General features: G+C 66.7%; 19 protein-coding genes. 8 read left to right on the top strand and 11 right to left on the bottom strand.

The window, feature by feature from the left end:
* Positions 1-141: 141 nt before the first annotated feature.
* A complete protein-coding gene (locus GGR73_RS18800; protein WP_184381546.1) occupies positions 142-2,832 on the top strand; it encodes a TonB-dependent receptor domain-containing protein in 2,691 nt (896 codons plus the stop codon).
* Between the two features lie 217 nt (positions 2,833-3,049).
* Here the strand turns inward: GGR73_RS18800 and GGR73_RS18795 are convergent, their stop codons facing one another.
* The 3 genes from GGR73_RS18795 to glyQ form a co-directional block, all read right to left on the bottom strand.
* Positions 3,050-4,639 carry a sulfotransferase gene (locus GGR73_RS18795; protein ID WP_184458309.1) on the bottom strand — a complete coding sequence of 530 codons (1,590 nt, stop codon included), beginning with the start codon at positions 4,637-4,639 and terminating at the stop codon, positions 3,050-3,052.
* Positions 4,639-6,867 (bottom strand): glycine--tRNA ligase subunit beta, encoded by a 2,229-nt coding sequence (gene glyS / locus GGR73_RS18790; RefSeq protein WP_184458307.1) that lies wholly within the window; start codon positions 6,865-6,867, stop codon positions 4,639-4,641. Before glyS ends, GGR73_RS18795 begins: the two co-directional genes overlap by 1 nt.
* A 295-nt stretch (positions 6,868-7,162) precedes the next feature.
* A complete protein-coding gene (glyQ, locus tag GGR73_RS18785; RefSeq protein ID WP_039513568.1) occupies positions 7,163-8,071 on the bottom strand; it encodes a glycine--tRNA ligase subunit alpha in 909 nt (302 codons plus the stop codon).
* A gap of 90 nt (positions 8,072-8,161) precedes the next feature.
* Here glyQ and GGR73_RS18780 point away from each other — a divergent pair, with 90 nt between their 5' ends.
* The 3 genes from GGR73_RS18780 (at position 8,162) to GGR73_RS18770 (ending at position 12,236) form a co-directional block, all read left to right on the top strand.
* Entirely contained in the window at positions 8,162-9,976 is a 1,815-nt protein-coding gene (locus tag GGR73_RS18780) for a GspE/PulE family protein (RefSeq protein WP_184458305.1), read from the top strand.
* 550 nt (positions 9,977-10,526) lie between these two features.
* Entirely contained in the window at positions 10,527-11,291 is a 765-nt protein-coding gene (locus tag GGR73_RS18775) for a glutamine amidotransferase (protein ID WP_016904252.1), read from the top strand.
* Positions 11,292-11,336: 45 nt separating this feature from the next.
* On the top strand, positions 11,337-12,236 hold the full coding sequence (locus GGR73_RS18770; RefSeq protein WP_016904253.1) for a BPSS1780 family membrane protein: 900 nt from the start codon (positions 11,337-11,339) through the stop codon (positions 12,234-12,236).
* A gap of 269 nt (positions 12,237-12,505) precedes the next feature.
* Here the strand turns inward: GGR73_RS18770 and tatC are convergent, their stop codons facing one another.
* From tatC to GGR73_RS18750, 4 genes are all read right to left on the bottom strand, one after another.
* Positions 12,506-13,243: a twin-arginine translocase subunit TatC gene (gene tatC, locus GGR73_RS18765; RefSeq protein WP_039513578.1), complete on the bottom strand. Its 738-nt coding sequence runs from the start codon at positions 13,241-13,243 to the stop codon at positions 12,506-12,508.
* Positions 13,240-13,872 (bottom strand): Sec-independent protein translocase protein TatB, encoded by a 633-nt coding sequence (gene tatB, locus GGR73_RS18760; protein WP_184458303.1) that lies wholly within the window; start codon positions 13,870-13,872, stop codon positions 13,240-13,242. The genes tatC and tatB overlap by 4 nt, the downstream gene beginning before the upstream one ends.
* A 15-nt stretch (positions 13,873-13,887) precedes the next feature.
* Entirely contained in the window at positions 13,888-14,115 is a 228-nt protein-coding gene (gene tatA / locus GGR73_RS18755; RefSeq protein WP_016904256.1) for a Sec-independent protein translocase subunit TatA, read from the bottom strand.
* 73 nt (positions 14,116-14,188) lie between these two features.
* The gene (locus GGR73_RS18750) at positions 14,189-15,091 is read right to left on the bottom strand and encodes a lipid-binding SYLF domain-containing protein (protein WP_024937602.1); all 903 of its coding nucleotides are present in this window, start codon (positions 15,089-15,091) and stop codon (positions 14,189-14,191) included.
* Between the two features lie 152 nt (positions 15,092-15,243).
* Between GGR73_RS18750 and hemH the strand changes: the two genes are divergently transcribed.
* The 3 genes from hemH (at position 15,244) to GGR73_RS18735 (ending at position 17,506) form a co-directional block, all read left to right on the top strand.
* On the top strand, positions 15,244-16,209 hold the full coding sequence (gene hemH / locus GGR73_RS18745; RefSeq protein WP_039521260.1) for a ferrochelatase: 966 nt from the start codon (positions 15,244-15,246) through the stop codon (positions 16,207-16,209).
* A gap of 2 nt (positions 16,210-16,211) precedes the next feature.
* A complete protein-coding gene (locus tag GGR73_RS18740; RefSeq protein ID WP_184458482.1) occupies positions 16,212-17,078 on the top strand; it encodes an alpha/beta fold hydrolase in 867 nt (288 codons plus the stop codon).
* 140 nt (positions 17,079-17,218) lie between these two features.
* A complete protein-coding gene (locus tag GGR73_RS18735; RefSeq protein ID WP_184458301.1) occupies positions 17,219-17,506 on the top strand; it encodes a hypothetical protein in 288 nt (95 codons plus the stop codon).
* A gap of 150 nt (positions 17,507-17,656) precedes the next feature.
* On the opposite strand, the gene GGR73_RS18730 is transcribed toward GGR73_RS18735, so the two are convergent.
* The 3 genes from GGR73_RS18730 to ttcA form a co-directional block, all read right to left on the bottom strand.
* Positions 17,657-18,442, bottom strand: a complete 786-nt coding sequence (locus GGR73_RS18730) for a YgjP family zinc-dependent metalloprotease (RefSeq protein WP_184458299.1) — start codon at positions 18,440-18,442, stop codon at positions 17,657-17,659.
* Positions 18,443-19,189: 747 nt separating this feature from the next.
* The gene (locus tag GGR73_RS18725) at positions 19,190-20,095 is read right to left on the bottom strand and encodes a recombination-associated protein RdgC (RefSeq protein ID WP_007974628.1); all 906 of its coding nucleotides are present in this window, start codon (positions 20,093-20,095) and stop codon (positions 19,190-19,192) included.
* A 67-nt stretch (positions 20,096-20,162) separates the two neighbouring features.
* Positions 20,163-21,083 carry a tRNA 2-thiocytidine(32) synthetase TtcA gene (gene ttcA / locus GGR73_RS18720; protein ID WP_184458297.1) on the bottom strand — a complete coding sequence of 307 codons (921 nt, stop codon included), beginning with the start codon at positions 21,081-21,083 and terminating at the stop codon, positions 20,163-20,165.
* A gap of 481 nt (positions 21,084-21,564) precedes the next feature.
* Here ttcA and xylA point away from each other — a divergent pair, with 481 nt between their 5' ends.
* A complete protein-coding gene (gene xylA, locus GGR73_RS18715; protein ID WP_046342382.1) occupies positions 21,565-22,902 on the top strand; it encodes a xylose isomerase in 1,338 nt (445 codons plus the stop codon).
* 69 nt (positions 22,903-22,971) lie between these two features.
* On the opposite strand, the gene GGR73_RS18710 is transcribed toward xylA, so the two are convergent.
* A complete protein-coding gene (locus GGR73_RS18710; RefSeq protein WP_039527742.1) occupies positions 22,972-24,045 on the bottom strand; it encodes a LacI family DNA-binding transcriptional regulator in 1,074 nt (357 codons plus the stop codon).
* Positions 24,046-24,050 lie beyond the last annotated feature (5 nt).

Raw genomic sequence — 24,050 nt, 5'->3', positions numbered from 1 at the left:
ACGTTTCGTTGACACCCATTGCGTGCGGCCCCCCCGATTGCCGCGCGCCCGTTCATACCTTTGGAGAGAGAGGTGCGTTTCATGAAACGTCATTTGCTGGTCACCGCCGTGTGCACCGCCCTGACCATGCCATCGCTTGCGATGGCACAGGATTCAGGTGAAGTGACTCAACTGGACAAGGTCACGGTGACAGGGTCGTTGATTCCCCGGTCCCAGGTCGAAACCGCGACCCCGGTGTTTTCGATCACCGCCCAGGACATCCAGCGCCGCGGCTTCAAGGACGTCTACGACGTGCTGCGCTCGCAACCGATGGCCACCGGCTCGGTCCAGGACGGTCAGTTCAGTGGCGGCTTCACTGCCGGCGCCAAATCGCTGAGCCTGCTCGGCCTGGACCCCGGCTTCACCCTGGTGCTGATCGACGGCCGGCCGATGGCCGATTACCCACTGCTCTACAACGGCCAGAGCAATTTCGTCGACCTGGCCAGCGTGCCGGTGGGCATGGTCGAACGCATCGACGTGGCGCCGGGCAACCAGTCCTCGATCTACGGCTCCAGCGCCATTGCCGGCGTGGTCAACATCATCCTGAAGAAGCGCATGGACGGCGTGCAGATGAATTACCGCATGGGCACCTACGACGGGGGTGGCGGCAACAACCAGCGCTTCCAGCTCACCGGCGGCAACGAGATCGGCGGCGCCAACATCGTGTGGGGCCTGCAGCTCAACAATCAGGATCCGATCTACGGCTACCAGCGCCGCGATTTCGATTCCACCAGCGACAATCCTGACCCGACCCTGCGTTACGGCTCACGCATTGCCTTGCATAACCTGCCCACCACCTATCTCGATCCGGGCGCCGAAAATTGCGCTGCATTGGGACCGCTGTTCAATGGCTCGGTGCAGTACGACAACCGCGCCAACCGCGGCAACTTCTGCAGCAGTCGCACCGAGCCGGGCTACGCCAGCATCCTCAACAAGGAACGCAGCGCCAGCGGCTATGCCAACCTGAGCTATGCCTTCAACGATAACGTCGAGCTGTACTCGACCCTGCTGCTCAATCGCACCAAGGTCGAGGTCAATAGTGGCCCCCGCTTCTGGCAGACCTCCTCCGATACCGGTGGTTTTTTCTACAATCAGGACAGCCAGCAGCTCGAAAGCTATCAACGCATCTTTGCGCCGGAGGAAACCGGCAATCAAAACTTCAACAACGACCGCCAGACTGCCGACTCCTACAACATCGCGCTTGGCCTGAAAGGCGGCCTGGGTGCCAGCAACTGGACCTACGATGCCTACTACGCACGCTCGGAATATCGCATCGAAAGCCGTCAGCAGTGGCCGCTGGCCGACCGCATCGAAGATTTCTTCCGCGAACAGTTCCTTGGCGCTCCGCAGGGCGAGTACTACGGCTACCCGATCTATTCACCCAACGATGCCAACTTCTATCGCGCCTTGACGCCGGCGCAGTACCGCAGCTTCAACGACGAAATCCGCACCAAGTCCCGGACCTGGACCCAGAACGTCAACCTGCAGCTGACCAACACCGAGTTGTTCAACCTGCCGGCCGGTGCGGTCGGCGTCGCCGGTGTGGTGCAGGCGGGTAATCAGTACTGGACCAACCCGACCGACCAACGCGTGATCGCTGGCGACTTCTACCAGCTGACCGGCACCCAGGGCAGCGGCAAGCGCGAGAACTGGGCGGCGGCCTTCGAAATGCGGGTGCCGATCCTGAGCACCTTGACCGCCAATCTGTCGGGCCGCTACGACGACTACAAGAACCAGGGCGGCGGCGGCGATTCCAAGTTCACCTACAAGGCCGCGCTGGAATTCCGTCCGATCGATTCGCTGCTGTTCCGCGGCAATTACGCCACCGCGTTCAAGGCACCGGACATGGCGTTTTCCTTCGCTGGCGACAGCGGCTTCTTCCAGGGCGTCAACGATTACTACCGTTGCGCACTCGAAGAACCCAACGTGCCGATCGCCGACTGCACCTATGGCGGCACCAGCATCCAGGGCCGTCGGTCCGGCAATGCGGATCTGAAGTCGATCACCGCAAAGTCCTGGGGTGCCGGCGTGGTGTGGTCGCCGAGCGCAAGCTTCAGCGTCAACGCCGATTACTACAACATCAAGATCGATGACAAGGTCAGCGACCTGAGCACCGATGCCCTGCTGCAGAACGAATCGGCCTGCCGGCTCGGCGCCCTGGATATCAACTCGCCGACCTGCGTCGACGCGCTGTCGCGCATCGATCGCACGGCCGCCGATGCGCCGGTACCCAATCGCCTGAGCAACATCCGCATCAACCCGGTCAATATTTCCAACGAGGAAATCTCCGGCGTGCTGACCAAGGCGACCTACAACCTGGCTACCGACTCCTGGGGCCTGTTCGTGTTCGACGCGCAATACAACCTCACGCTCAAGCATGAAAGTCAGCAGTTCCCGCAAGACCCGGTGCGCGACCTGCTGAGCGAGCCGTTCTTCTCTTCCGAGTTCCGCAGCATCACCAATGCCTCGATCACCTGGCAGAAGGATGCGTGGACCACCACCTTGTTCGGCCAGCGTTACGGACGTACGCCCAACTTCACTGCACAGCAAAGCACCGATGGCTATGCGGTGGAAGGCGCACGCAAGGTCGGTGCGTGGACCACGCTCAATGCCACGCTGGACTATGCGGTCAACGACGACATCTCGCTGACCGCCACGGTCAACAACCTGGCCGACACCCGGCCGCCGCGCGATCGCACCTACAGCAGCTATCCGTACTACAACATCTTCAACTACACCGGTTACGGACGTTCCTACATGCTGGAGCTCAACTGGCGTTTCGGCGCGCACTGAGTCAGCCAGGGTGGTATTTGCCAACGGCAGCCACGGGGCTGCCGTTGGCGTTTTGAGACAAGCGTTTTTGGGTCGAGCGCTTGGGGATCGCCGCTGCTGCGAGTGGGCGAACTTGGAGTGGCCAGACACGACGAGGCTGGCGACACGCAGGCGTTTTCGATTGCGGGCATAGCGCATACATCGCGGCGGCGTCTCCGCGTCGTTTCGCTGGCCGTTGTCAGCGTGCGTCGGTCTGGATCAGGCCGGCATGCAACATGGCCTGCCGCAGCGGCTCCAGCTGCGTGGCGTAGCGCCGCCATTCTTCGACGTTGCGCCCATGCACGCCTTCGCGCACCTGCACGCTGCTCAGCGTGGCCGACGCGGCCGCATTGCGGGTGATATCGATCTGCCCGGGCTCGATCTGCAACCCGCAGCGCGCCATCAACTGCTGCAATACCGCGGATGGATCGCGCACCATCTGCGCATAGTCCACATCGACCACCCGGCCCGGCAATGCCGCGCGCCATTGCGCCATCAGGGCGTGATACGCCTGATAGTGGCGCGCCAGCGTGTGCAGGTTGTAGCTGTAGGCGTAGGAGTCGCCGAACAGTGCGCGGTAATTGGAGAAGCACACCGCCATCGGCTCGCGTACCAGATGCACGATCAATGCCCCCGGCAAGGCACGGGCAATCGCGCCGATCGCCACTGCGTTGGCCGGTAGCTTGTCGATGTACCAGCGTGCCGATCCGGCTCGCCATTGCGTCTGTTCCAGGTAACGCGCGCCGATCTGCGCGTAGTCCAGCGTCGGCAAGGCCTGCAGCAGGCGCGCATCCAGCAGGCTGCGACCGGCCTGGTCGGCGCCCCAGCGCAGTTGATGGCCGAAGTCGTTCAACTCGCCAGCCGACACGATCTGGGAATGGTTGCCCAGCATCCGCTCCAGCACCGTGGTGCCCGAGCGCGGCAAACCAAGCACGAAGATCGGTTGCGGGCCGTGTGCGACGGGGGCTTGCTGCGCGGCGAACAAGCCCTGGCCGGCCAGCGCACCCAGCTGCGCGTACAACGCCGCCTCGGCATCGGCGTCGTGACGCAGGCGTGCATGCATCACCGCGTTGCCGTGCTGTAGCGCGTCCCAGGCGGCCTCGGTCTGGCCGAGGTCTTCCAGCTCCTTGTACAGCGCGAACGCCAGCCCGGCGCGATCTTCGCTGTCGGGCTTGGCGAGCTGCAACTGTTGACGCAGTTGTTCCACATGGTTGCTGCTGGCGCTCTGCCGGCGCAGGCGCGCACGCGTCAACGCCGCGCGACCATAGCCGGGCGTGTGCGCCAGCGCATGCTCCAGCGCCTGCGCCGCTTCATCGAGGCGACCATTGAACTGCAACTGCACCGCTAGAAAAAACCGGAAATCCGGTCCATCGAATCCGCAGGCCTGCGCCCGCTGCATCATCGCCAGTGCGTCGACATGTTCGCCCAGGGATTGATGCACGTGCGCGAGCAGGGCCAAGGTCGCGCCGTCCTGGCACCGCATCACCGACGGGTGACGCAGCAAGGCATGCAGTGCGCGATGCTCGCCGACGCGCAGCAAGGCCTGCGCCACGCGGCAACGCATCGTCACGTCGTCGCCCAGATCGCCTGCCGCCAGCCGCAGCTGCGCAACCGCCTCGCGCATCCTGCCGTTGGCCAGCACGGTGCCGGCCAGCAGCACGCGGGCCGCCACATGCGCTGGCTCCACCTCCAGCAGCGCCTGCAACGCAGACGCCGCCACAGCCAGGTCGCGGCGTGCCAACGCGGCCTGCGCGGTCTGCCAGTGCACCGCGCCGGCGGACGCGGCCATCAGCTGGACAGATGCTCGATGGCGGCGACGCTGCCGAGGCGGTCGCCGAGCTTCTTCAGCAGGGCCAGGCGATTGGCGCGCAGTTGCGCGTCTTCGGCATTGACCATCACGCCATCGAAGAACGCGTCCACCTGTGGGCGCAACCGCGCCAGGCGTGCGAGCACGGCGACGTAGTCGTGCCGGTGCAGCGCATCGCCGGTATCCCCGATGGCCGCTTCCACCGCTTCGGCCAGGGCTTCTTCGGCCGGTTCGCGCAGCAGGCTGGTGTCGATGTCGCCGGGGATCTCGCCCTCGACCTTGCGCAGGATGTTGCGGATGCGCTTGTTGGCTGCGGCCAGGGCTTCGGCTTCGGGCAGCGTGGCGAAGATGCCGATCGCATCGATGCGGCGGTCGAAGTCGTAGAGGGAGCCATGGGTCGCGCCCAGGTGCGCTCCTACGAGCGCTGCAGGAGCGCCCTCGGGCGCGACCGAGAACAATGCGGCGACCGCGTTGAAGTGCGTGGCAGGAACGCCCTTGTCTGCGTAGTAGCCGCGTAGGCGGTCGAGGATGAAGTCGAAGAGCTCAGCCAATTCTTCCAAATGCAGCGATCGCTGATTCGCATGTGACGTGGGGGCATCTACACCTGACGCACGTGCTTTGTCTGCAACATCTTTTTTCTGCCGCAGCACAACCTCAGACATCGACTGTTTTGCAGAGCTGTAGGCGTGATAGAGCAGATCCTTGAGGTCCAGATCAAACCCACTCTCAATCACCGTCCGCGCCAACCCCAGGGCATTGCGCCGCAGCGCGAACGGGTCCTTGTTGCCGGTCGGCTTCAAACCGGCCGCAAAGCCACCGGCCAAGGTATCCAGCCGTTCTGCAATCGCCAGCACCTTGCCCAGCGGCGACAGTGCGATGTCGTCGCCGGCAAAACGCGGCTGGTAGGCCTCGTCGATCGCCAGCGAAATCTCGCTCGGCTCACCGGCGGCCTTGGCGTAATGGCGCCCGGCAATACCCTGCAGTTCCGGGAATTCATTGACCATGCGCGACTGCAGGTCGTTCTTGGCCAACTGCGCAGCGCGACGCGCCTGCGCAGGATCGGCGCCCACCTGCGGCGCGATCGCCTCGGCCAGCGCCGCCACACGCGCGGTCTTGTCGGCCACCGTGCCCAGCTTGGCCTGGTAGGTCACGCTGGCCAGGCCCGCACCCATCGCCTCCAGGCCCTGCTTGAGGTCCTCGTCGAAGAAGAACTTGGCATCGGCAAAGCGCGGACGGATCACTCGCTCGTAGCCCTTGGCGACTTCAGCCACGTCCTTGGAGACGATATTGGCGATGCCGATGAACTGCTCGGTCAACTTGCCGCCGTCGTCCAGTACCGGGAAGAATTTCTGGTTGATCTCCATGGTTTCGATCAGCGCTTCCTGCGGCACCGCCAGGAAGTCGCGCTCGAAACTGCACAGCACCGCCGACGGCCATTCGACCAGGTTGACCACCTGCTCCAGGTTGTCGTCGCTGATGCGTGCGCTGCCGCCGGCCTGCCTGGCGGCGGCTTCGACCTCTTCGACGATGCGCGCACGGCGTGCGTCCGCATCCACCAGCACATGCGCCGCGCGCAAGGCCTCGATGTAATCGCCCGGTGCCGCCAGCGACACCTCGCCCTGATGCATGAAGCGGTGCCCGCGGCTGAGGCGATCGCCACGCACGCCCAGCAGCTCGGCCGGAACCACGCTGTCGCCGAACAGCAGCACCAGCCATTGCACCGGCCGCGCGAAGGCGTATTCGTGCGCGCCCCAGCGCATCGGCTTGGGGATCGGCATCGCGGCGATCGCTTCGCGCAGGATGTCGGGCAGCAGGTCGGCGGTGCGCGCGCCCGGCGTCACCGCGCGGTGCACGAAGCGCTCGCCCTTGGCGTCGCTGGTGCGCTCCAGCGCGGTCCAGTCGATCCCGGCCTTGGCGGCGAAACCGGCCAGCGCCTTGGTCGGCTTGCCCTCGGCATCCAGCGCGATGTTGAGATACGGACCCAGCACTTCGGAGCGCTGCTCGGGCTGCTCGGTGGCCACGCCCGGCAGCAGCACCGCCAGGCGGCGTGGTGTGGACAGCGGCTTGGCATCGCCCCGGGTGACCGCGACGCCGCGCTTTTCCAGACCGTGCAGCACGCCATCGAAGAAAGCCTGCGCCAGACCCGGCAGCGCCTTGACCGGCAGCTCTTCGGTGCCCAGTTCGATCAGCAGGGGAAGTTGTTCGCTCATAAGACGTGGACCTTTACGTGTTCCCTTCTCCGGTCGGGAGAAGGTGCCCCGAAGGGGCGGATGAGGGTACGGGCGAAGCTCTGTGGTGTTTGGGTGCAGGAGGGCTGCGCCCCGTCCCCTCACCCCAACCCCTCTCCCGTGGGGAGAGAAGCTTGCGTGTTCCTTCTCCCGTCGGGAGAAGGTGCCTCGAAGAGGCGGATGAGGGGACCGGCGAAGCTCTGTGGAGTCTGGGTGCAGGAGGACTGCGCCTCCGTCCCCTCACCCCAACCCCTCTCCCGGGGGAGAGAGGCTTTGGTTACTTCTTCACTCCGGGAAAGCCCAGCTTCTCGCGTTGTGCGTAATACGCCTGCGCCACGCCCTGCGCCAGCGCGCGCACGCGCAGGATGTAGCGCTGGCGTTCGGTCACGCTGATCGCGCGGCGCGCATCCAGCAGGTTGAACGCATGGCTGGCTTTGGTGACCTGCTCGTAGGCCGGCAGCGGCAGGCCGACCTCGACCAGGTGCCTGGCTTCGGCTTCGCAGGCGTCGAAGCGATGGAACAGCTCGGCCACGTTGGCATGCTCGAAGTTGTAGGCGCTCTGCTCCACCTCGTTCTGGTGGTAGACATCGCCGTAGCTCACCGGTGTGCCGTCCGGGCCGTAGGTCCACACCAGGTCGTAGACGTTGTCGCAGCTCTGCAGGTACATGCACAGCCGCTCCAGCCCGTAGGTGATCTCACCGAGCACCGGCTTGCACTCCAGTCCGCCGGCCTGCTGGAAGTAGGTGAACTGGGTGACTTCCATGCCGTTGAGCCAGACTTCCCAGCCCAGGCCCCAGGCACCGAGCGTCGGCGATTCCCAGTTGTCCTCGACAAAGCGCAGGTCGTGCACCAGCGGATCGATACCCAGGGCCTTGAGTGACCCCAGGTACAGGTCCTGAATGTTGTCCGGGTTGGGCTTCATCGCCACCTGGTACTGGTAGTAGCGCTGCAGGCGGTTGGGGTTTTCGCCGTAGCGGCCGTCGGTGGGGCGGCGCGAGGGCTGCACGTAGGCCGCATTCCACGGCTCCGGTCCCAGTGCGCGCAGGAAGGTGGCCGGATGGAACGTGCCTGCGCCCACTTCCAGGTCCAGCGGCTGGATCAGCACACAGCCTTGCTCGGCCCAGTACTGGTTGAGGGTCTGGATCAGGCCCTGGAAAGTGATTGGAACGCGCCGGGAATCGGACATGCAGCAAAGGCCGTGCGGAAGGGGTGCGCTAGTATACCGGCCGACCCGCAGCGCTTTGCCGCGGAGCACCGCTGCAGGGGAACATCGAACATGGAACAGCGGCGTACGGCCGATCCAGACAGCGCAGCGGCGATCCTGCCGCGCGGCCGGTTGATGTTCGACCCGGTGGCTGCCGCGTTGCTCGCCGATGGCATGGTGGTGCCACACGAACACGAGCGCGTGCAGTTCTCCACCGCCGGCGTGCGCAATGCCAGCGAGGTGCATCCGCTGGTGCTGCTGGCCAATCTCAAGCTGCATGCCGCGCAGCCGCCGGCCGGCGAACTCGGGCTGGAACGGCTGACCGAATGGCTGGCCACCCGCACCGGCCTGCGCTATCTGCGCATCGATCCCACCCGCATCGATGTGGCCGCGGTCACCGGTGTGGTCTCGCATGCGTATGCGCGCCGCCACCGCATCCTCCCGCTGGCGCTGGATGCCGAGCGCGTGCTGATCGCCACCAGCGAGCCGCTGGCACTGGAATGGCTGGCCGACGTGCAGCATCTGAGCCGGCGTCGCATCGAGCTGGCACTGATCAACCCACTGGACCTGCATCGCTACACGATGGAGTTCTTCGGCGTGACCCAGTCGGTGCGCGGCGCGCGCGGCGATGTGCGCAGCGCCGAACCGGGTGCCGGCCTGCCCAGTTTCGAGCAGCTGGTGGAACTGGGCCGCGCCGGCGACGTCAATGCCGACGACCACCACATCGTGCATATCGTCGACTGGCTGCTGCAGTACGCCTACGAACAGCGGGCCAGCGACATCCATCTGGAGCCGCGTCGCGAGGCCGGGCGCATGCGCTTCCGCATCGACGGGGTGCTGCACAAGGTGCTGGAAGTGCCGCCATCGGTGATGACCGCGGTGGTCAGCCGCATCAAGGTGCTCGGCCGCATGGACCTGGCCGAACGTCGCCGCCCGCAGGACGGCCGCATCAAGACCCGGTCGCCGGGTGGGCGCGAGGTGGAAATGCGCCTGTCCACGATGCCCACCGCGTTCGGCGAGAAGTGCGTGATGCGCATCTTCGACCCGGATTCGGCGTTCAAGAGCATCGAGCAGCTCGGCTTCAGCCCGGAAGAGGCCGCCGGCTGGAGCGCGCTGGTCGAGCGCCCGCACGGCATCGTGCTGGTCACCGGCCCGACCGGCTCGGGCAAGACCACCACGCTGTATTCCACGCTCAAGCGCCTGGCCACGCCGGACGTGAACGTATGCAGCGTGGAAGACCCGATCGAAATGATCGCGCCCGAGTTCAACCAGATGCAGGTGCAGCAGAACATCGACCTGGATTTTGCCAGCGGCGTGCGCACGCTGCTGCGCCAGGACCCGGACATCATCATGATCGGCGAGATCCGCGACCTGGAGACCGCGCAGATGGCAGTGCAGGCTTCGCTCACCGGGCATCTGGTGCTGTCGACGCTGCACACCAACGACGCCGCCTCGGCGATCACCCGCCTGCTGGATCTGGGCGTGCCGCATTACCTGGTGGCGTCCACGCTCAACGGGGTGCTGGCGCAGCGGCTGGTGCGCACCCTGTGCGTGCACTGCAAGCGCCCGCATACGCTCAGCGACGACGAGTGGGCGGCGATCCGCGAGCCGGGCGAAGCACTGCCGCAGGTGCTGAACGTACACGCGCCGGTCGGCTGCCTGGAATGCCGCCGCACCGGTTACCTGGGCCGTGTCGGCCTGTACGAGTTGCTGCCGGTGAGCCCGCGCCTGCGCAGCCTGATCCGCGCCGACACCGACCTGGCCAGCTTCAGCCACGCCGCACGTGGCGAGGGCCTGCGCACGCTGCGGCGCACCGGCCTGGAAAATGTCGCCGCCGGGCTGACCACGGTGGAAGAGGTGTTGTCGGTGTTGCCGCCGCGGGACTAGGCGGATCGCCTGGGACTTGCACGATTATCGGCACAGGCGCCCCTCACCCCCAACCCCCGCTCCGCTCCGCGCCCCGGCCCGGCCCGCGCTTGCGACGCGGGCGCCCCAAGGCACGCGCGCAAGTGGCACGCAAGCCATGCCCTCTCGCTCGGCGGGAGAGGGGCCCGCTCCGTTCTTCCACCGTTTGCTCCCTTCTCCCACCGGGAGAAGCTGCCCGAAGGGCGGATGAGGGTACGTCGGCACACACATGCCGCCATTGGCAGGGACTCGGCATCGCCATTGACCAGGTACACGGCACGGCCGAGTACAACCAGATCAGCGGCGCACGATCACCGCGGCAACCGAGTCGGCAACCGACGTGGCACAAACCATCTCCAGCCATCGCTGCTCTTACATCCACACAGCGCAAGTAACCAGCGCCCCGCCCCCAGCCATCAGCACATAGCCATCCGGAATAACCTTAGCTGCATGCGTTGGCACGCCACTTGAAAAAAACCGCCTGGAGCTGCCTACAATCGGGCACATCAGTCGCTGCTGGATTTCCGTCCGCATGTCCGCCTTGCCGTTCCTGATCATCGAAACCGGGCATCCCGTGCCGGAGATGAAGCGATACGGCCGTTTTCGGCACTGGATCCGCGTCGCGGCCGGGCTGGCCGAGCATGAGACCGTCGCCGTCGATGTCGCCAATGGCGGCCGCCTGCCCGACCGCGACGGCTTTGCCGGCACCATCGTCAGCGGCTCGGCCGCCTACGTCACCGACCGCGCCGACTGGAGCGAACGCAGTGCCGCCTGGCTGCGCGATGCCGCCCACCAGGGCATGCCACTGCTCGGCATCTGCTACGGGCACCAGCTGCTGGCGCACGCGCTGGGTGGCGAAGTCGACTACAACCCGGCCGGGCGCGAGTCCGGCACCATCGCGCTGGAATTGCACCCACCGGCCGAGCAGGACCCGTTGTTTGCCGGCCTGCCGGCGCATTTCCCGGCGCACGCCACGCACATGCAAACCGTGGTGCGCGCCCCGGACGGCGCCATCGTGCTGGCGCATTCGCGGCAGGACCGTTGCCATGCCTTCCGCTGGGGGCAGGCCACCTGGGGCGTGCAGTTCCACCCCGAGTTCGCCACCCACCACATGCGCGGCTATGTGCAGGCGCGCGCCGAGTGCATTGCCCGCCACGGGCACTGCGCCCGCACGGTCGCCCGCGAGGTCACCGCCGCGCCGATCGCCCGCAAGCTGCTGCGCCGGTTCGTGCATCACGCACGCGGCCTGCAAACAGTGACCACTCATCCCGCCGCACACACGCAAAAGCAGCGATAATCGCGCCACGCCGGATGGTCCGGTGCGTATCGATCCGGAATGGGAATGAGCGAAATCCGCAAGGTGCCGGCGTCTGCCGGCGCAGAATGGCTGTTGACCGGTTTCTCGCTGTTGAAGCGGGCGCCGCTGGCGCTTGGCTCGCTGGGGGTGATCTGGAGCGTGGCGGCCACCCTGGTGGTGTCGCTGTCGGTGCTGGTGCCGCTGCTGGGCCCGGCCCTGCAGTTCCTGCTGGTGCTGGCCGGCCCGCTGTTCATGGGCGGCCTGCTGTGGGCGATCCGCGAGGTCGACGAAGGCCGCATCGCCAAGCCGTCGCATCTGCTGCACGGCCTGCAGGACGGCCGCGCGCCGCATCTGCTGGTGTCGCTGCTGCCGCAGCTGATCGCCGGCCTGCTGCTGGGCGTGCTGCTGCTGGTGATGATCGGCGCCAGCGGGCTGCAGCAGTTGTCCGAGGTGATGATCAAGATCAACCAGATCAGCCAGTCCGGCGCGCAGCCGGACCCGGTGCAGATCGAGCAACTGGCCGCCAGCCTGCCGGCCGGGCGCATCCTGCTGTGGCTGCTGCTGACCATCGCCACCTTCGCGGCGATGACGCTGGCGCTGTTCGTGATGCCGCCGCAGGTGATGTTCGACCGCAGCACCGGCGGCCATGCGCTGCGCGAGAGCCTGCGCGCCAGCCTGCACAACCTGCCGGCGATGCTGGTTTTCTTCGTGCTGGCCTTCATCGCCATCTTCGCCATCTATTTCGCGGTGATGATCGTGGCGCTGATCGTCGGCCTGGTGGCCGGCCAGACCGTGGCGATGTGGCTGGCCCAGCTGCTGCTGATGGCGGTGCTGATGCCGGTATTCGCCGGTTCGGTGTACGCCGCATGGAAGCAGATGTTCACCCACGCAGGCGCAACCGCGCAGCCCACGGCACCGTCGCGCCCGGATGTGTTCGCCGCCTGATCGCCTTGACCGGCGATGTGCCGACAACGAAACCCTGATCCGTAGGAGCGCACCCGGGCGCGACGAAGCTTTCCCGGGGACGCCCTAGCTCGCGCCAACGTGTTCGCCGCCTGACCATCCCAACCCGTAGGAGCGCGCCTGAGCGCGACGAAGCCTTCCACGGGAGAGCTCCGGTCGCGCCCGGGTGCGCTCCCACGTGGGTGATCGCGTCCGGGTGATGCCGGGTTGCGCAGCTGCATGTCGGCACGCGCCTAAGCGCGGCGAGTGCGCTAGGCGGGCTTCGGCCCCACCGCGCGCGAGGCGATGATGCCCAGCTCGTAGAGCAGGCACATCGGAATGGCCAGCATCAGCTGCGAGACCACGTCCGGCGGGGTGAGCACCGCGGCCAGGATGAAGATGCCGACGATGGCATAGCCGCGGCCTTCGCTCAGCTGCTTGGGGCTGACCCAGCCCAGCAGTACCAGGATCACCAGTGCCACCGGCAGCTCAAAGCTCGCACCGAAGGCGAAGAAGATCGCCAGCACGAAATCCAGGTAGGAATTGGCGTCCGGAGTAATGGCGATCACGTCCGGCTTGAACGTGGTCAAAAAGTGGAACACCGCCGGCAACACCAGAAAATACGCGAACGCGCAGCCGATGTAGAACAGCGCCACCGCCGAAGCCAACAACGGAAATGCGAGTTTCTTTTCGCGCTGGTACAGGCCCGGCGCCACGAAGGCCCAGGCCTGGTACAGCAGCCACGGCACGCTGAAGAACACCGCCACGAAGAAGGTCAGCTTGAGCGGTGCGAAGAACGCGCCGGCCGGATTCATCGCGATCATCGTCTGCCCCAGCGGCAGCTGCGAAATCAGCGGCGCGGCCAGCCACGAATAGATCGCACGGGAGAACGGCAGCAACGCCAACAGCACCACGCCCAGGCCGATCAGGGCGCGCACCAGGCGCGCGCGCAATTCGACCAGATGCTCGATCAGACTGCTTTCGGCCTGTGCGTCGTCGAACAGGCTCACGGCTGTTTCTCCTGGATATTGCCCGGCGCAGCCGGCTCGGTCGGCGCTTTCAGCGTGCTCGGCTCCATCGGCGTGGTGGTGGCCGGCGTCTGCGCGCCGATGCTGCTGAGATGCGCGGCATGCGGCGCCGGCACCACGGTGTCGTGCGGGGCCGGTACCAAGGTTTGATGCGGCGCCGGCGCAATCGGCTGGGCCTGGGCAATGGCCGGTGCGGCCTCATGGTCGGCCGCATCCGCAGCGCCCGCTGCCGACGTGGCATTCGCCCCGGCCAACAGATCCGCATGCGCCAGCTCCAGCGGTGTCGCCACCGGTGTGGCCGGGCTGCGGATATCGATATCGCGCCCCACCTCGTCGTGCAGCGCGCGGGCGCCCTGCTCCAGGTGCTGCTGCTTGGTGCGCAGCTGGTCTTCGGCTTCGCGCAGAGAGGCCTGCACATCCTGCAGGCTGCGCTTGAGCTCTTCGGCTTCCAGCTCGCGCTCCAGTTCCTGCTTGACCGAATCCCACTGCATGCGCGCGCGGCGCACCCACAGTCCGGCAAACCGGGCCGCCTTGGGCAGGCGCTCGGGACCGAGCACCACCAGGGCGACGATCGCAATCAGCGTCAGTTCGCCAACACCTATGTCAAACACCGACGCCGCTCCGGATCAACGCGCGTCGCGATCGCGCTCGGCCTGCGCCTCACGTGCCTGCTCGGCCGTGCGGGTGTCGTCACCGAGCTTGCCGGCCGGCTTGTCGTCGTCGTGCATGCCTTTCTTGAATTCCTTGACCGCGCTGCCGAGATCCTTGGCACCGCTGGTGAGCCGCTTGGTACCGAACACCAGCAACACGATCACCAGCACGATCAGCCAGTGCCAAATGCTGAAACCGCCCATGATCTGCTCGCTTGCTGAAGAAGAAGGAAGACGCAGGATACCCCAGCGCACCGCGCAGGGGGATGACAGCCTGTCAGCGGTTGCCGTCCAGCGATTCGGTACGGATTTCGCCATCGGACACCGGCTGGAAGCCCTGCTGCGGCGGTGGCGTCGTGCTGGGCTGCATCGGCACGGTGCTGGCCTCGTTCACCGCTGGCGGCGGCGTAGTGGTCGCCGGTGCCGGCGGCGGCGTTGCCGGACGCGGCGCGCTGGCCCCATCGTCGGCGCTGCCATCGGTACCGCGATTGGCGCGTGCGGTGTAGGTCGCCTCTTCCAGGCGGTCGCGGAAGGCGATCACGTCGGTGGAGGCACGCTCGTTGGTGCGGCCTTCGAAGATCATGCGCGGGGTGGCGCCGCCACCGTAGGCGTTGAGGTCGGCGGCATCGTCGATCTGCAGCACCGCACCGTCCAGCGCCACGCCGGCGAACAGGCCACGGGCGCGCGACCACGACCAGATTTCGGCCTTGAGCTGGCCGTCGGTGGCGGCGGCGGCATTGCGGCCGACCGGGCCGGCGGCTACGCCGGCATCGGCACCGAGGGTGAACTTGCCGTTGACGATGTTGTCCAGGCTGCGGTCGTTGCGGAACACCAGCACCACGTCGGAGGACTGCACGCCGGCCTGGAAGCCGATGCTGCCGCCGGTGAGTTTGACGAACACCGGCTGCGACCAGCTGCCATCGGCATTCTTCATCGACATCAGGCCGTGCCCGCGCCGGCCGCCGATCACCAAGCCGGCCTTGAGCGTGTCGGGGATGACCACGATGGCGCGCGCCTCGTCGAGCAGCTTGTCCGGGATCGCCTGCTCGGGGATCTTCATGATCTCGTTGAGCACGCGCACCGCGTTACGCGCGCGCTGGTCCTCTTCCGGGCCGGCGACGGCATGGCCGGCGGCGAAGGTCAGCGACAACAACAGGGCCAGGCGCGACAGACGAGGCATGACAAGCTCCAGAGGACAATCCGTCAAAGATAGCAATGGCGCGACGTTAGTGGTGGCGCAATGAATCGGTGGTGAGCGCAGCCAGGCGGCAGAGGCGGTCAATGGCGGCGATCGATGCGCTGTCCTCGGCAGCGCTGCTGCGCTCTGCCAGAATGGTGCGCATGAACACCACCCCCGATACCGCCCTGCTGGTTGTCAATCTCGGCACCCCCGAGTCGCCCACCGCCCCGGCCGTGCGCCGCTACCTGGCCGAGTTCCTCAGCGACCGCCGCGTGGTCGCAATCCCGCCGCTGTTCTGGAAGCCGCTGCTGTACGGGGTGATCCTGCCGATCCGCGGGCCCAAGTCGGCCGAGAAATACGCCAAGGTCTGGCTGCCGGACGGCTCGCCGCTGGCGGTGTACACGCGCCGCCTGGCCGAGGGCCTGAAAGAGGTCATGCCGGACTGGCACGTGGAGTGGGCCATGCGCTATGGCGCCCCGGCGCTGCGCAAGACGCTGGATGGCCTGCGCGCGCGCGGCATCAGGCGCATCGTGGTGCTGCCGCTGTATCCGCAGTATTCCACCACCACCACCGCCTCGATCCAGGACGTGATCGATGCCTGGCGCCCGAGCGCGCCGGAGATCGCGGTCGAGGTGATCCAGGACTATTGCGAAGACGCCGGCTGGGTCGCGGCGATCGCCGATTCGATCCGCGCGCACTGGCAGGCGCATGGGCGCAGCGAGAAGCTGATGTTCTCCTTCCACGGCCTGCCGCAGCGCGTGGCCAATGCCGGCGACCCGTATCCGCAGCAATGCGAGCGCAGCGCGCAGGCCATCGTCACCGCGCTCGGCCTGGGCGCGGACGAATGGCAGATGGGCTACCAGTCGCGCTTCGGTTCGGAACGCTGGCTGCAGCCGTACGCCGAGCCAACCTTGTGGAAACTGGCCGAAGGCGGCGTGCGCAGCTTCGACCTGGTCTGCCCGGGCTTTGCCACCGACTGCCTGGAAACCCTGGAAGAAGTGGCGCTGGGCTTTGCCGAAACGCTGGCCGAACGCGGCGCCACGCTCAGCTACATCCCCTGCCTCAACGCCAGCCCGGCGCATGCGCAGGCACTAGCCGCAGTGGCCCGACGCGCGTGAGGTTGGAGCCGTTTGCGTGCGACCTGGCGATCGGCCGGGTCACCGGGCTGCGCAATCCCGAACGTGGCCCGCGCCGGGTGCTGGCCCTGCATGGCTGGCTCGACAATGCCGCCAGCTTCCTGCCGCTGAGCGCGCATCTGCACGCGCAGGACCTGGATCTGGTGCTGCTGGATCTGCCCGGCCACGGCCACAGCGCGTGGCTGCCGACCGGCGCCGAATACACGCTCAGCAGCGCGATCGCGATCCTGCTGCAGGTGGCCGATGATCTGGGCTGGGATCGCTTCAGCGTGCTCGGCCACTCGCTGGGCGGCGGCGTCGCCAGCCTGCTGGCCGCTGCGGCGCCGGAACGCGTCGAGGCCTTGATCGCGATCGAGGCCTTGGGCGCGCTGGCCGAGCCGGTCGAGAGCACCGCCACCCGCCTGCGCGATGCGGTGGCGTCGGCACGCACGCTGGCGCAGCGGCCGTTGCGGGTGTTTCCGTCGATGGAGATGCCGGTGCGCGCACGCATGATGGCCAACCAGCTCACCGAACCGGCCGCGCGGCTGCTGGTGGAGCGCGGGGTCTGCGCGGTCGAAGGCGGCTACAGCTGGTGCAGCGACCCGCGCCTGACCTTGCCCACCGCCATCCGCATGACCGAAGCGCAGATCGACGTGCTGCTGGCCTCCATCGCCTGCCCGACCCAGGCCATCTTCGCCACGCCGGCGCAGGTGTACTTCCCCGATGCCCTGCGCGATCACCGCGTGGCACTGATGCGCGATGCACGCCTGCATCTATTGCCGGGCACGCATCATGTGCACATGGAAGCGCCGGACGCGGTGGCGGCGGTGATCAATGGTTTTCTGGCGTCGTTGCCGCCGCCGCACGCGTGATGCGTGGAATGCGTGCATGCGTCCTGCGCGATGCCACGGCGCTGACGTTCGTGCTTGCTGCCTTGCATGCGACAGCAGACCTAAGTGCCAGCAGGCATCGTCAGCGGCGCACGGCATCCTGGCACCGTTGAGCTAGCGCAATGGGCCATCCAGACCCGCTTGTCGCCGCGATCGAATCCTTCGAGCAGTGGAGTTTGCCAGGGACGTTCCTGGAGACGGTGCACGCGTCGCCGCAACTGGATCCGGACGATCGCCGGCGCCTGGATGAGGTCTGGTCGGTGGCCTGTGACGCCGACCATTGGGGACCGGCACGCGAGCTGCAGGCCGGCATCGCGGCCATCGAGTGTGCCCTGACCAGGCGCTTTGCGTGGCTGTCGCCGCTGGCCTGCCGGCACCTTGCGCGCGCCGCGTCTTACCAATGGCGCTAGCGCAGCCGCGTGGCGCTATGTCACTTCGCTAGCCGCGCCATCGCGCAGCAGCTCTCCGAAAGCCCGAAGAGCATTGGCGCCCCGACTTCGCGCCTTGATCGTTGCAGGAGCGGCGCCACAGCGACGGCAACTGCATCGCGACGACCCGCGTCACTCCACCTGCAACAAGCGCCGCAGTTGCGCCTTGAGCTGGCGGCCGTGCTTGTGGAAATAGCTGCGTTCGTCGCGCCAGGCGGGAAAGCGCTGTTCCACCTCGGCCCAGAACGCCGGCGAGTGGTTGGCCTGCAGCAGGTGGCAGAGCTCGTGCACCAGCACGTATTCGAACGCCGACGGGCGGCCGAGCACCAGCGCCAGATCCAGCGCCATCGAGCCATCCGGTGCCAGCGAGCCCCACTGCGAGGACATCACCTTCAGCCGCACCCGCGCCGGGGCGCGCGGCAGGCCGGGCAGATAGCTCGGCAACCAGCGGCCGACATCGGCGCGCGCCTGCGCTTCGTAGAATTCTTTCAGCGTGCGGCGCAGGCCTGCATCGCCCAGGCGGGTCGGCACATGGAACTGCGCGCCGTCATCGGTGACCTCGATGCGTGCGTAGCGCCCGTCGTGCCAGCTCAGCGGCAACAAGGCGCCGCGTAACGGCAGCAGCCCCGGCACGCCACGCTCCAGCGCCGGAAACGCATCCACCTGCTGATAACGCGACAATTGCGTGCTCAGCCAGTCCAGATGCGCCTGCAGAAAGCGTTCGCCGGCCACCAGGCTTGCGCGCAGTGGCAAGGTCAGCCGCGCGCCGCGTTCGTCCACACTGAGCTTGATGCGCCGCGCACGCGGGTCGCGCACGCGCAGCACCGCGATCTCGCGCCCGTCCAGCTGCAGGCGCAGGCAATCGCGTTCGACAACCTGCGGGGCGGGCGCGATAAGGCGGCGGACGGGCTTGAACATGGGCACAGGATAGCGCTGCGATGTGTCAGGTGGTGAGACGAAGCGATTGATGCATTCGATGTTGGCACGACTTCTTTGAGCGACTGGCAAACGACGCTGCCCATCGCCAGGTGCGCGCAGCCGGCGTCGCTAGATCCGCGGACTGGCTGCAGGGCTATTGCCCTGCCCGCCCAGCACGGCCGAGTCTCTGTGCTTTGGGCGTCGTACTGGATAGCGCGAATGGAACAGTTGCAGAGTGGCTGATCGGCGACTTGGCTGCAGGGCCCTTGCCCGCCCACCATCGCGGGACACGCCGCAAGTACGTCCATGTAGGCTCTTACGCGGCATCCATGCCGCGTAAGGTCCCGCGACGGCGAGCGGGCAAGGGCCAGTCGAGATGGTCGGTGTGTGGTTGCAAGCAGGGCATGACCTGCGCCGGTCGGATCACTGTGCGTCGACCAGCTTTTCACTCCCCTCCTTCGCATGCCGAGCGGTGGACAAGTTTTCGACACGCAAGCTGCAAACATTTTCAATGTCTGGCGCAGCGCAGCCGGACGACACGCTTTCAAGAAAGCAGCCGACCAACTGACTGATGCGGTGTCCTTGCCGGTTGCGGAACCCTTGGCGGCATGGATGCCGCCAAGGAGCCTCCACGAACGGATGCACGGCGTGTCCCGCGAGCGGTGAGGGCACCGCGCACTCCACTCACCGGGCATTTGACTCGAGCATCGATCGCGATGACACCACGCCACCGCTCGACCGTTGCGCTTACTCGGCCTTGCTCAGTTTCAACGCGGTTTCCAGCAGCAGGAACAGGCGCCGGATTTCGGCGCTCATCAGCGCAAAGCGCGCATCGAGTTCGGCGCGTGCGCCGTCGTCTTCGCTGTGTTCGAGCTGGTCCAGTGCGCCATCGAGGAACTTGAGCTTGCGGATCACCAGATCGTCGCCGAGCACGAACGACAGATTGTCGTCCAGCACCAGCGCCAGCTTGGTGACCTGCTTGCCGGCTTCCAGATGCTTGTCGATCTCGTCGCCGCGCAGTTCCTGGTGCTGGCACTTGACCACCGCGCCGCCTTCGATCGGGTCCTTCATCTCGCACTCTTCGCCCAGGCTCAGGCCTTCGGGCAAGGGTTCGCCGGCGATCCAGCCGGTGAGGATGGCGCGCGGTGCGACTTCGGCATTCAACGGCAGTGCCGGGAAGCTGCCGAGTGCGCCGCGGATCTCGCTCATCACGTTCTCGCCGCTCTTGCGGCTTGAGCTGTTGACCGCGATGTAGCCGTGCTGCAGATCCAGGATGGCATCGGTGCGCGAGCTCTTGACGAAGGCACGCGGCAGCAGCTCATGGATCAGGTCGTCCTTCAGGCGCTTGCGCGCCTTGCCACCGGGACGACGGCCTTCCTTCTCTTCGATCTCGGCGACCTTGCGCTCGAGCAGGTCGTTGACCACCGCGCCGGGCAGGATCTTGTCCTCGCCACCGACGGTGAGCCAGAGGAAATCTTCCAGACGGTGCGAGAGCACTTCCTGCTCGTCGCGGCCGAACGGGGAGATGAAACCGCGCGAGCTCATTTCCAGCGGGCCGACCGGCTTGAGCTGCACTTGCGGTAGCAGCGTGTCGATCTCGGAGAAATCCAGCGTGGTCGGGAAACGAAACAGGGTGAGATTACGAAAGAACATGCGTCGGACCGAAGAGGAGGAAGAAACGGGGGAGGGTGGAAAGACTGCCGGTGCTGCGATGGCCGCGTCAGTCGCTGTCATGTGCGCTGTCGCCGGCGGCGAGCCAGGCGCTGGAATCGGGATCAGGATCGGGCGGTGCTGCATCGCCATTGCGGCCCAGCGCCAGGAAATCGAACAGGGTGCGGTCGGCCAGTTGCTCGGGCCGCACATCGCCCAGCGCGCGGGCGATCTGCTCGACCCGCCCGGGCTGCTCGCGGTCCCACTGCTGCAGCATCCGCCCGACCTGTTGGCGCTGCAGGTTTTCCTGGCTGCCGCACAGGTTGCACGGAATGATCGGGAACTGGCGCGCCTGCGCGTAGGCGGCGATATCGGCTTCGCGCACGTAGGCCAGCGGACGGATCACCACATGCGCGCCGTCGTCGCTGCGCAACTTGGGCGCCATCGCCGCGAGCCGGGCGTGGTGGAACAGATTCATGAAGAACGTGGCCACGATGTCGTCGCGATGGTGGCCAAGCGCGATCTTGGTCACGCCATGCGCCTGCGCGTAGGCATACAGCGCGCCCCGCCGCAGCCGCGAGCACAACGAACACATGGTCTTGCCGGCCGGAATCACCCGGCTGACCACGGAATAGGTGTCCTGCTCGACGATGTCGAACGGTACGTCCAGCCCGCGCAGGTAAGTGGGCAGCACCTGCGCGGGGAAGCCGGGCTGCTTCTGGTCCAGATTGACCGCCACCAGGGTGAACGGCACCGGTGCCTTGCGCTGCAACTGCAGCAGCATGTCCAGCAAGGTGTAGCTGTCCTTGCCGCCGGACAGGCAGACCATGATCTTGTCGCCGGGGGCGATCATGCCGAAGTCGGCAATCGCCTGGCCCACCTGGCGCTGCAGGCGTTTGCCCAGGCGCAGCTGCTCACGCTGCAACCGCTGGCGCGGGTCGCGCGGCGTGGGGTCGGCCAGGGGTTGCGGCAGCGGCAGGACAGCGGTCATAAGCCGGCCATTGTAGCTGCCCGGCGCGCGGCGGGCCGACGCCGCGCGTGCGCGGCTGAACGGGCGGTCAGCCGCTTGCGGGCGGGGTGTTCGGCGCTGGTTTGGCGGTGCCGGGGCGCTAGCGAGCCGATCACCGCTGGAGGTGTGCCGCAGGTGCTCGGGGCAGCGCACATCTCGCAGCGCAGCAAGCCTTTCGGCGCCGGGCTGGGTAAAGTCGGGCAGACCGCTTCACTCGGGATCGGCATGGCATCTTCAGCTTCGCTCCATCGCGCGGCTTTTTTCGGTCGCGATTGTGGTAGCGCTAACATTCTGCGCGGCACGGGTCAGGCCCCGTGCCGGCGTCCGTCCCCGGCGCTGATTGAGAGTGCGCGCCGGTGGCGGCGGTGACGGCCTGCATGCGCGATCGCTGCGCTGCGTGGCTGGTCACTCGCATGCGACACCTTTCCCTTCTCCCCTCGCCTCTCTGCAGGAGTTCCACCCCATGAGCAACACCGTCTACATCGGCGCCAAGGAATATTTCCCCGGTATCGGCAAGATCGGCTTCGAAGGCCGCGACTCGGACAACCCGCTGGCGTTCAAGGTCTACGACGCCAACAAGCAGGTCGGCGACAAGACCATGGCCGAGCATCTGCGCTTTGCCGTGGCCTACTGGCACAGCTTCTGCGGCAACGGCGCCGATCCGTTCGGCCCGGGCACGCGCGCGTACCCGTGGGATATCGGCAACACCGCGTTGAATCGCGCCGAAGCCAAGGCCGATGCCGCGTTCGAGTTCTTCACCAAGCTCGGCGTGCCGTACTACTGCTTCCACGACATCGACCTGTCGCCCGATGCTGACGACATCGGCGAGTACCAGAGCAACCTCAAGCACATGGTCGGCATCGCCAAGCAGCGCCAGGCCGACACCGGCATCAAGCTGTTGTGGGGCACCGCCAACCTGTTCTCGCACCCGCGTTACATGAATGGTGCGTCGACCAATCCTGACTTCAATGTCGTCGCGCGTGCGGCGGTGCAGGTCAAGGCCGCCATCGATGCCACTGTCGAGCTGGGCGGCGAGAACTACGTGTTCTGGGGCGGCCGCGAAGGCTATGCCTGCCTGCATAACACCCAGATGAAGCGCGAGCAGGACAACATGGCGCGCTTCCTCACCCTGGCGCGCGACTATGGTCGCGCCATCGGCTTCACCGGCAACTTCCTGATCGAGCCCAAGCCGATGGAGCCGATGAAGCACCAGTACGACTTCGACAGCGCCACGGTGATCGGCTTCCTGCGCCAGCACGGCCTGGACCAGGACTTCAAGCTGAACATCGAAGCCAACCACGCCACGCTGTCGGGCCACAGCTTCGAGCATGACCTGCAGGTGGCATCCGACGCCGGCCTGCTCGGCAGCATCGATGCCAACCGCGGCAACCCGCAGAACGGCTGGGATACCGACCAGTTCCCGACCGACCTGTACGACACCGTCGGCGCGATGCTGGTGGTGCTGCGTCAGGGCGGGCTGGCACCGGGCGGGCTGAACTTCGATGCCAAGGTGCGCCGCGAGTCGTCCGACCCGCAGGATCTGTTCCTGGCGCATATCGGCGGCATGGACGCGTTCGCACGCGGGCTGGAAGTGGCCAATGCGCTGCTGACCTCCTCGCCGCTGGAGCAGTGGCGCGCCGAGCGCTACGCCAGCTTCGACAGCGGTGCAGGCGCGGACTTTGCCAACGGCAGCAGCACGCTGGTGGATCTGGCCAAGTACGCCGCCGGCAACGAACCCAAGCAACTCAGCGGCCGTCAGGAAGCCTACGAGAACCTGATCAACCAGTATCTGACGCGTTGATGTTGTGCCGATGGTCGCCTGCACGCGCAGGCGACCATCGGCGGCCTGCACGCAGAACCGCGTGCAGCGTCATGGCTGTTCCGTTGCATCCGGCGCCGCCGGTGCGGCCACCGAATCCCGCTTGACCAGCAGGTGCGCGACCACATGATCGACCATCTTCGCCGTGCGCTCCTTGGCGCGAATCGTCTTCAACAGGATGTCCAGCGCAGCGTCGGCCATGGCGGCGATGGGCTGCTGCACGGTGGTGAGTTCGGGCCATACCGCAGTGGCAGCGGAGGTGTCGTCGAAGCCGACCACCGACAGATCGCGCGGCACATCCAGCCCGCGCCGATGCGCGACCGAGATTGCGGCGGCGGCCATATCGTCGTTGCTGGCGAAGATGGCGCTGGGGCGGCGTTTGCGCGCCAGCAGTTTTTCCGCAGCGACCAGGCCGGATTTGTAGGTGTAGTCGCCCGGTTGCACCAGATGCCGGTCCAGCCGCAGGCCCGCATCGGCCAGCGCGGCCTGGAACCCCTCGAAGCGACGCGTGCTGGCAGACAGGTTGGGATGCCCGGCGATGTAACCGATACGCGTGTGGCCCTGCGCGATCAGATGCTCGGTGATTTCCTTGGCGGCAGCGAATTCGTCGATGCGCACACAGGCCACATCCGGGCTGAAATGGTTGGAGGCGATCGCCACCACCGGCACCTTGGCGCGTACCAGCTCCAGTACTGCGGCCTTGGATTCGCACAGCGGCGGCGGCAGGATCACCCCGGCCACGCCCTTGGCGAGCTTGCGTGCGGCACGGCGTTCGGCGTCGGCATCCAGGTCGTCCCAGCAATCGATCACCAGCTGGATCGGCGTGCGCGAGGCAACCCGCAACACGCCCAGCAGCAACTCACGCAGGTAGGCGCCGCTAGGATCGCTGTAGATCAACGCAATGCGCGTGCTCTGCGCGGCGGCCAGGGCACTGGCCGCCAGGTTGGGCGTGTAGCCCAGCTTGTCGACCGCGCGCAGCACGCGAGCGCGGGTGGCATCGCGCACGCTGCCGTTGTTGTTGACCACGCGCGAGACCGTCATCGGCGAGACCTTCGCCAGCGCCGCCACCTCGTCGATGGTGGTCGCGCGGCTGGTGCGGCGGACCGATTTCCTGACCTTCTCCAAGCGTG

The sequence above is a fragment of the Xanthomonas sp. F14 genome (assembly GCF_014199865.1).
The sequence above is the reverse complement of the archived record's forward strand: the minus strand, read 5'-3'. Positions and strand labels throughout refer to the sequence as shown.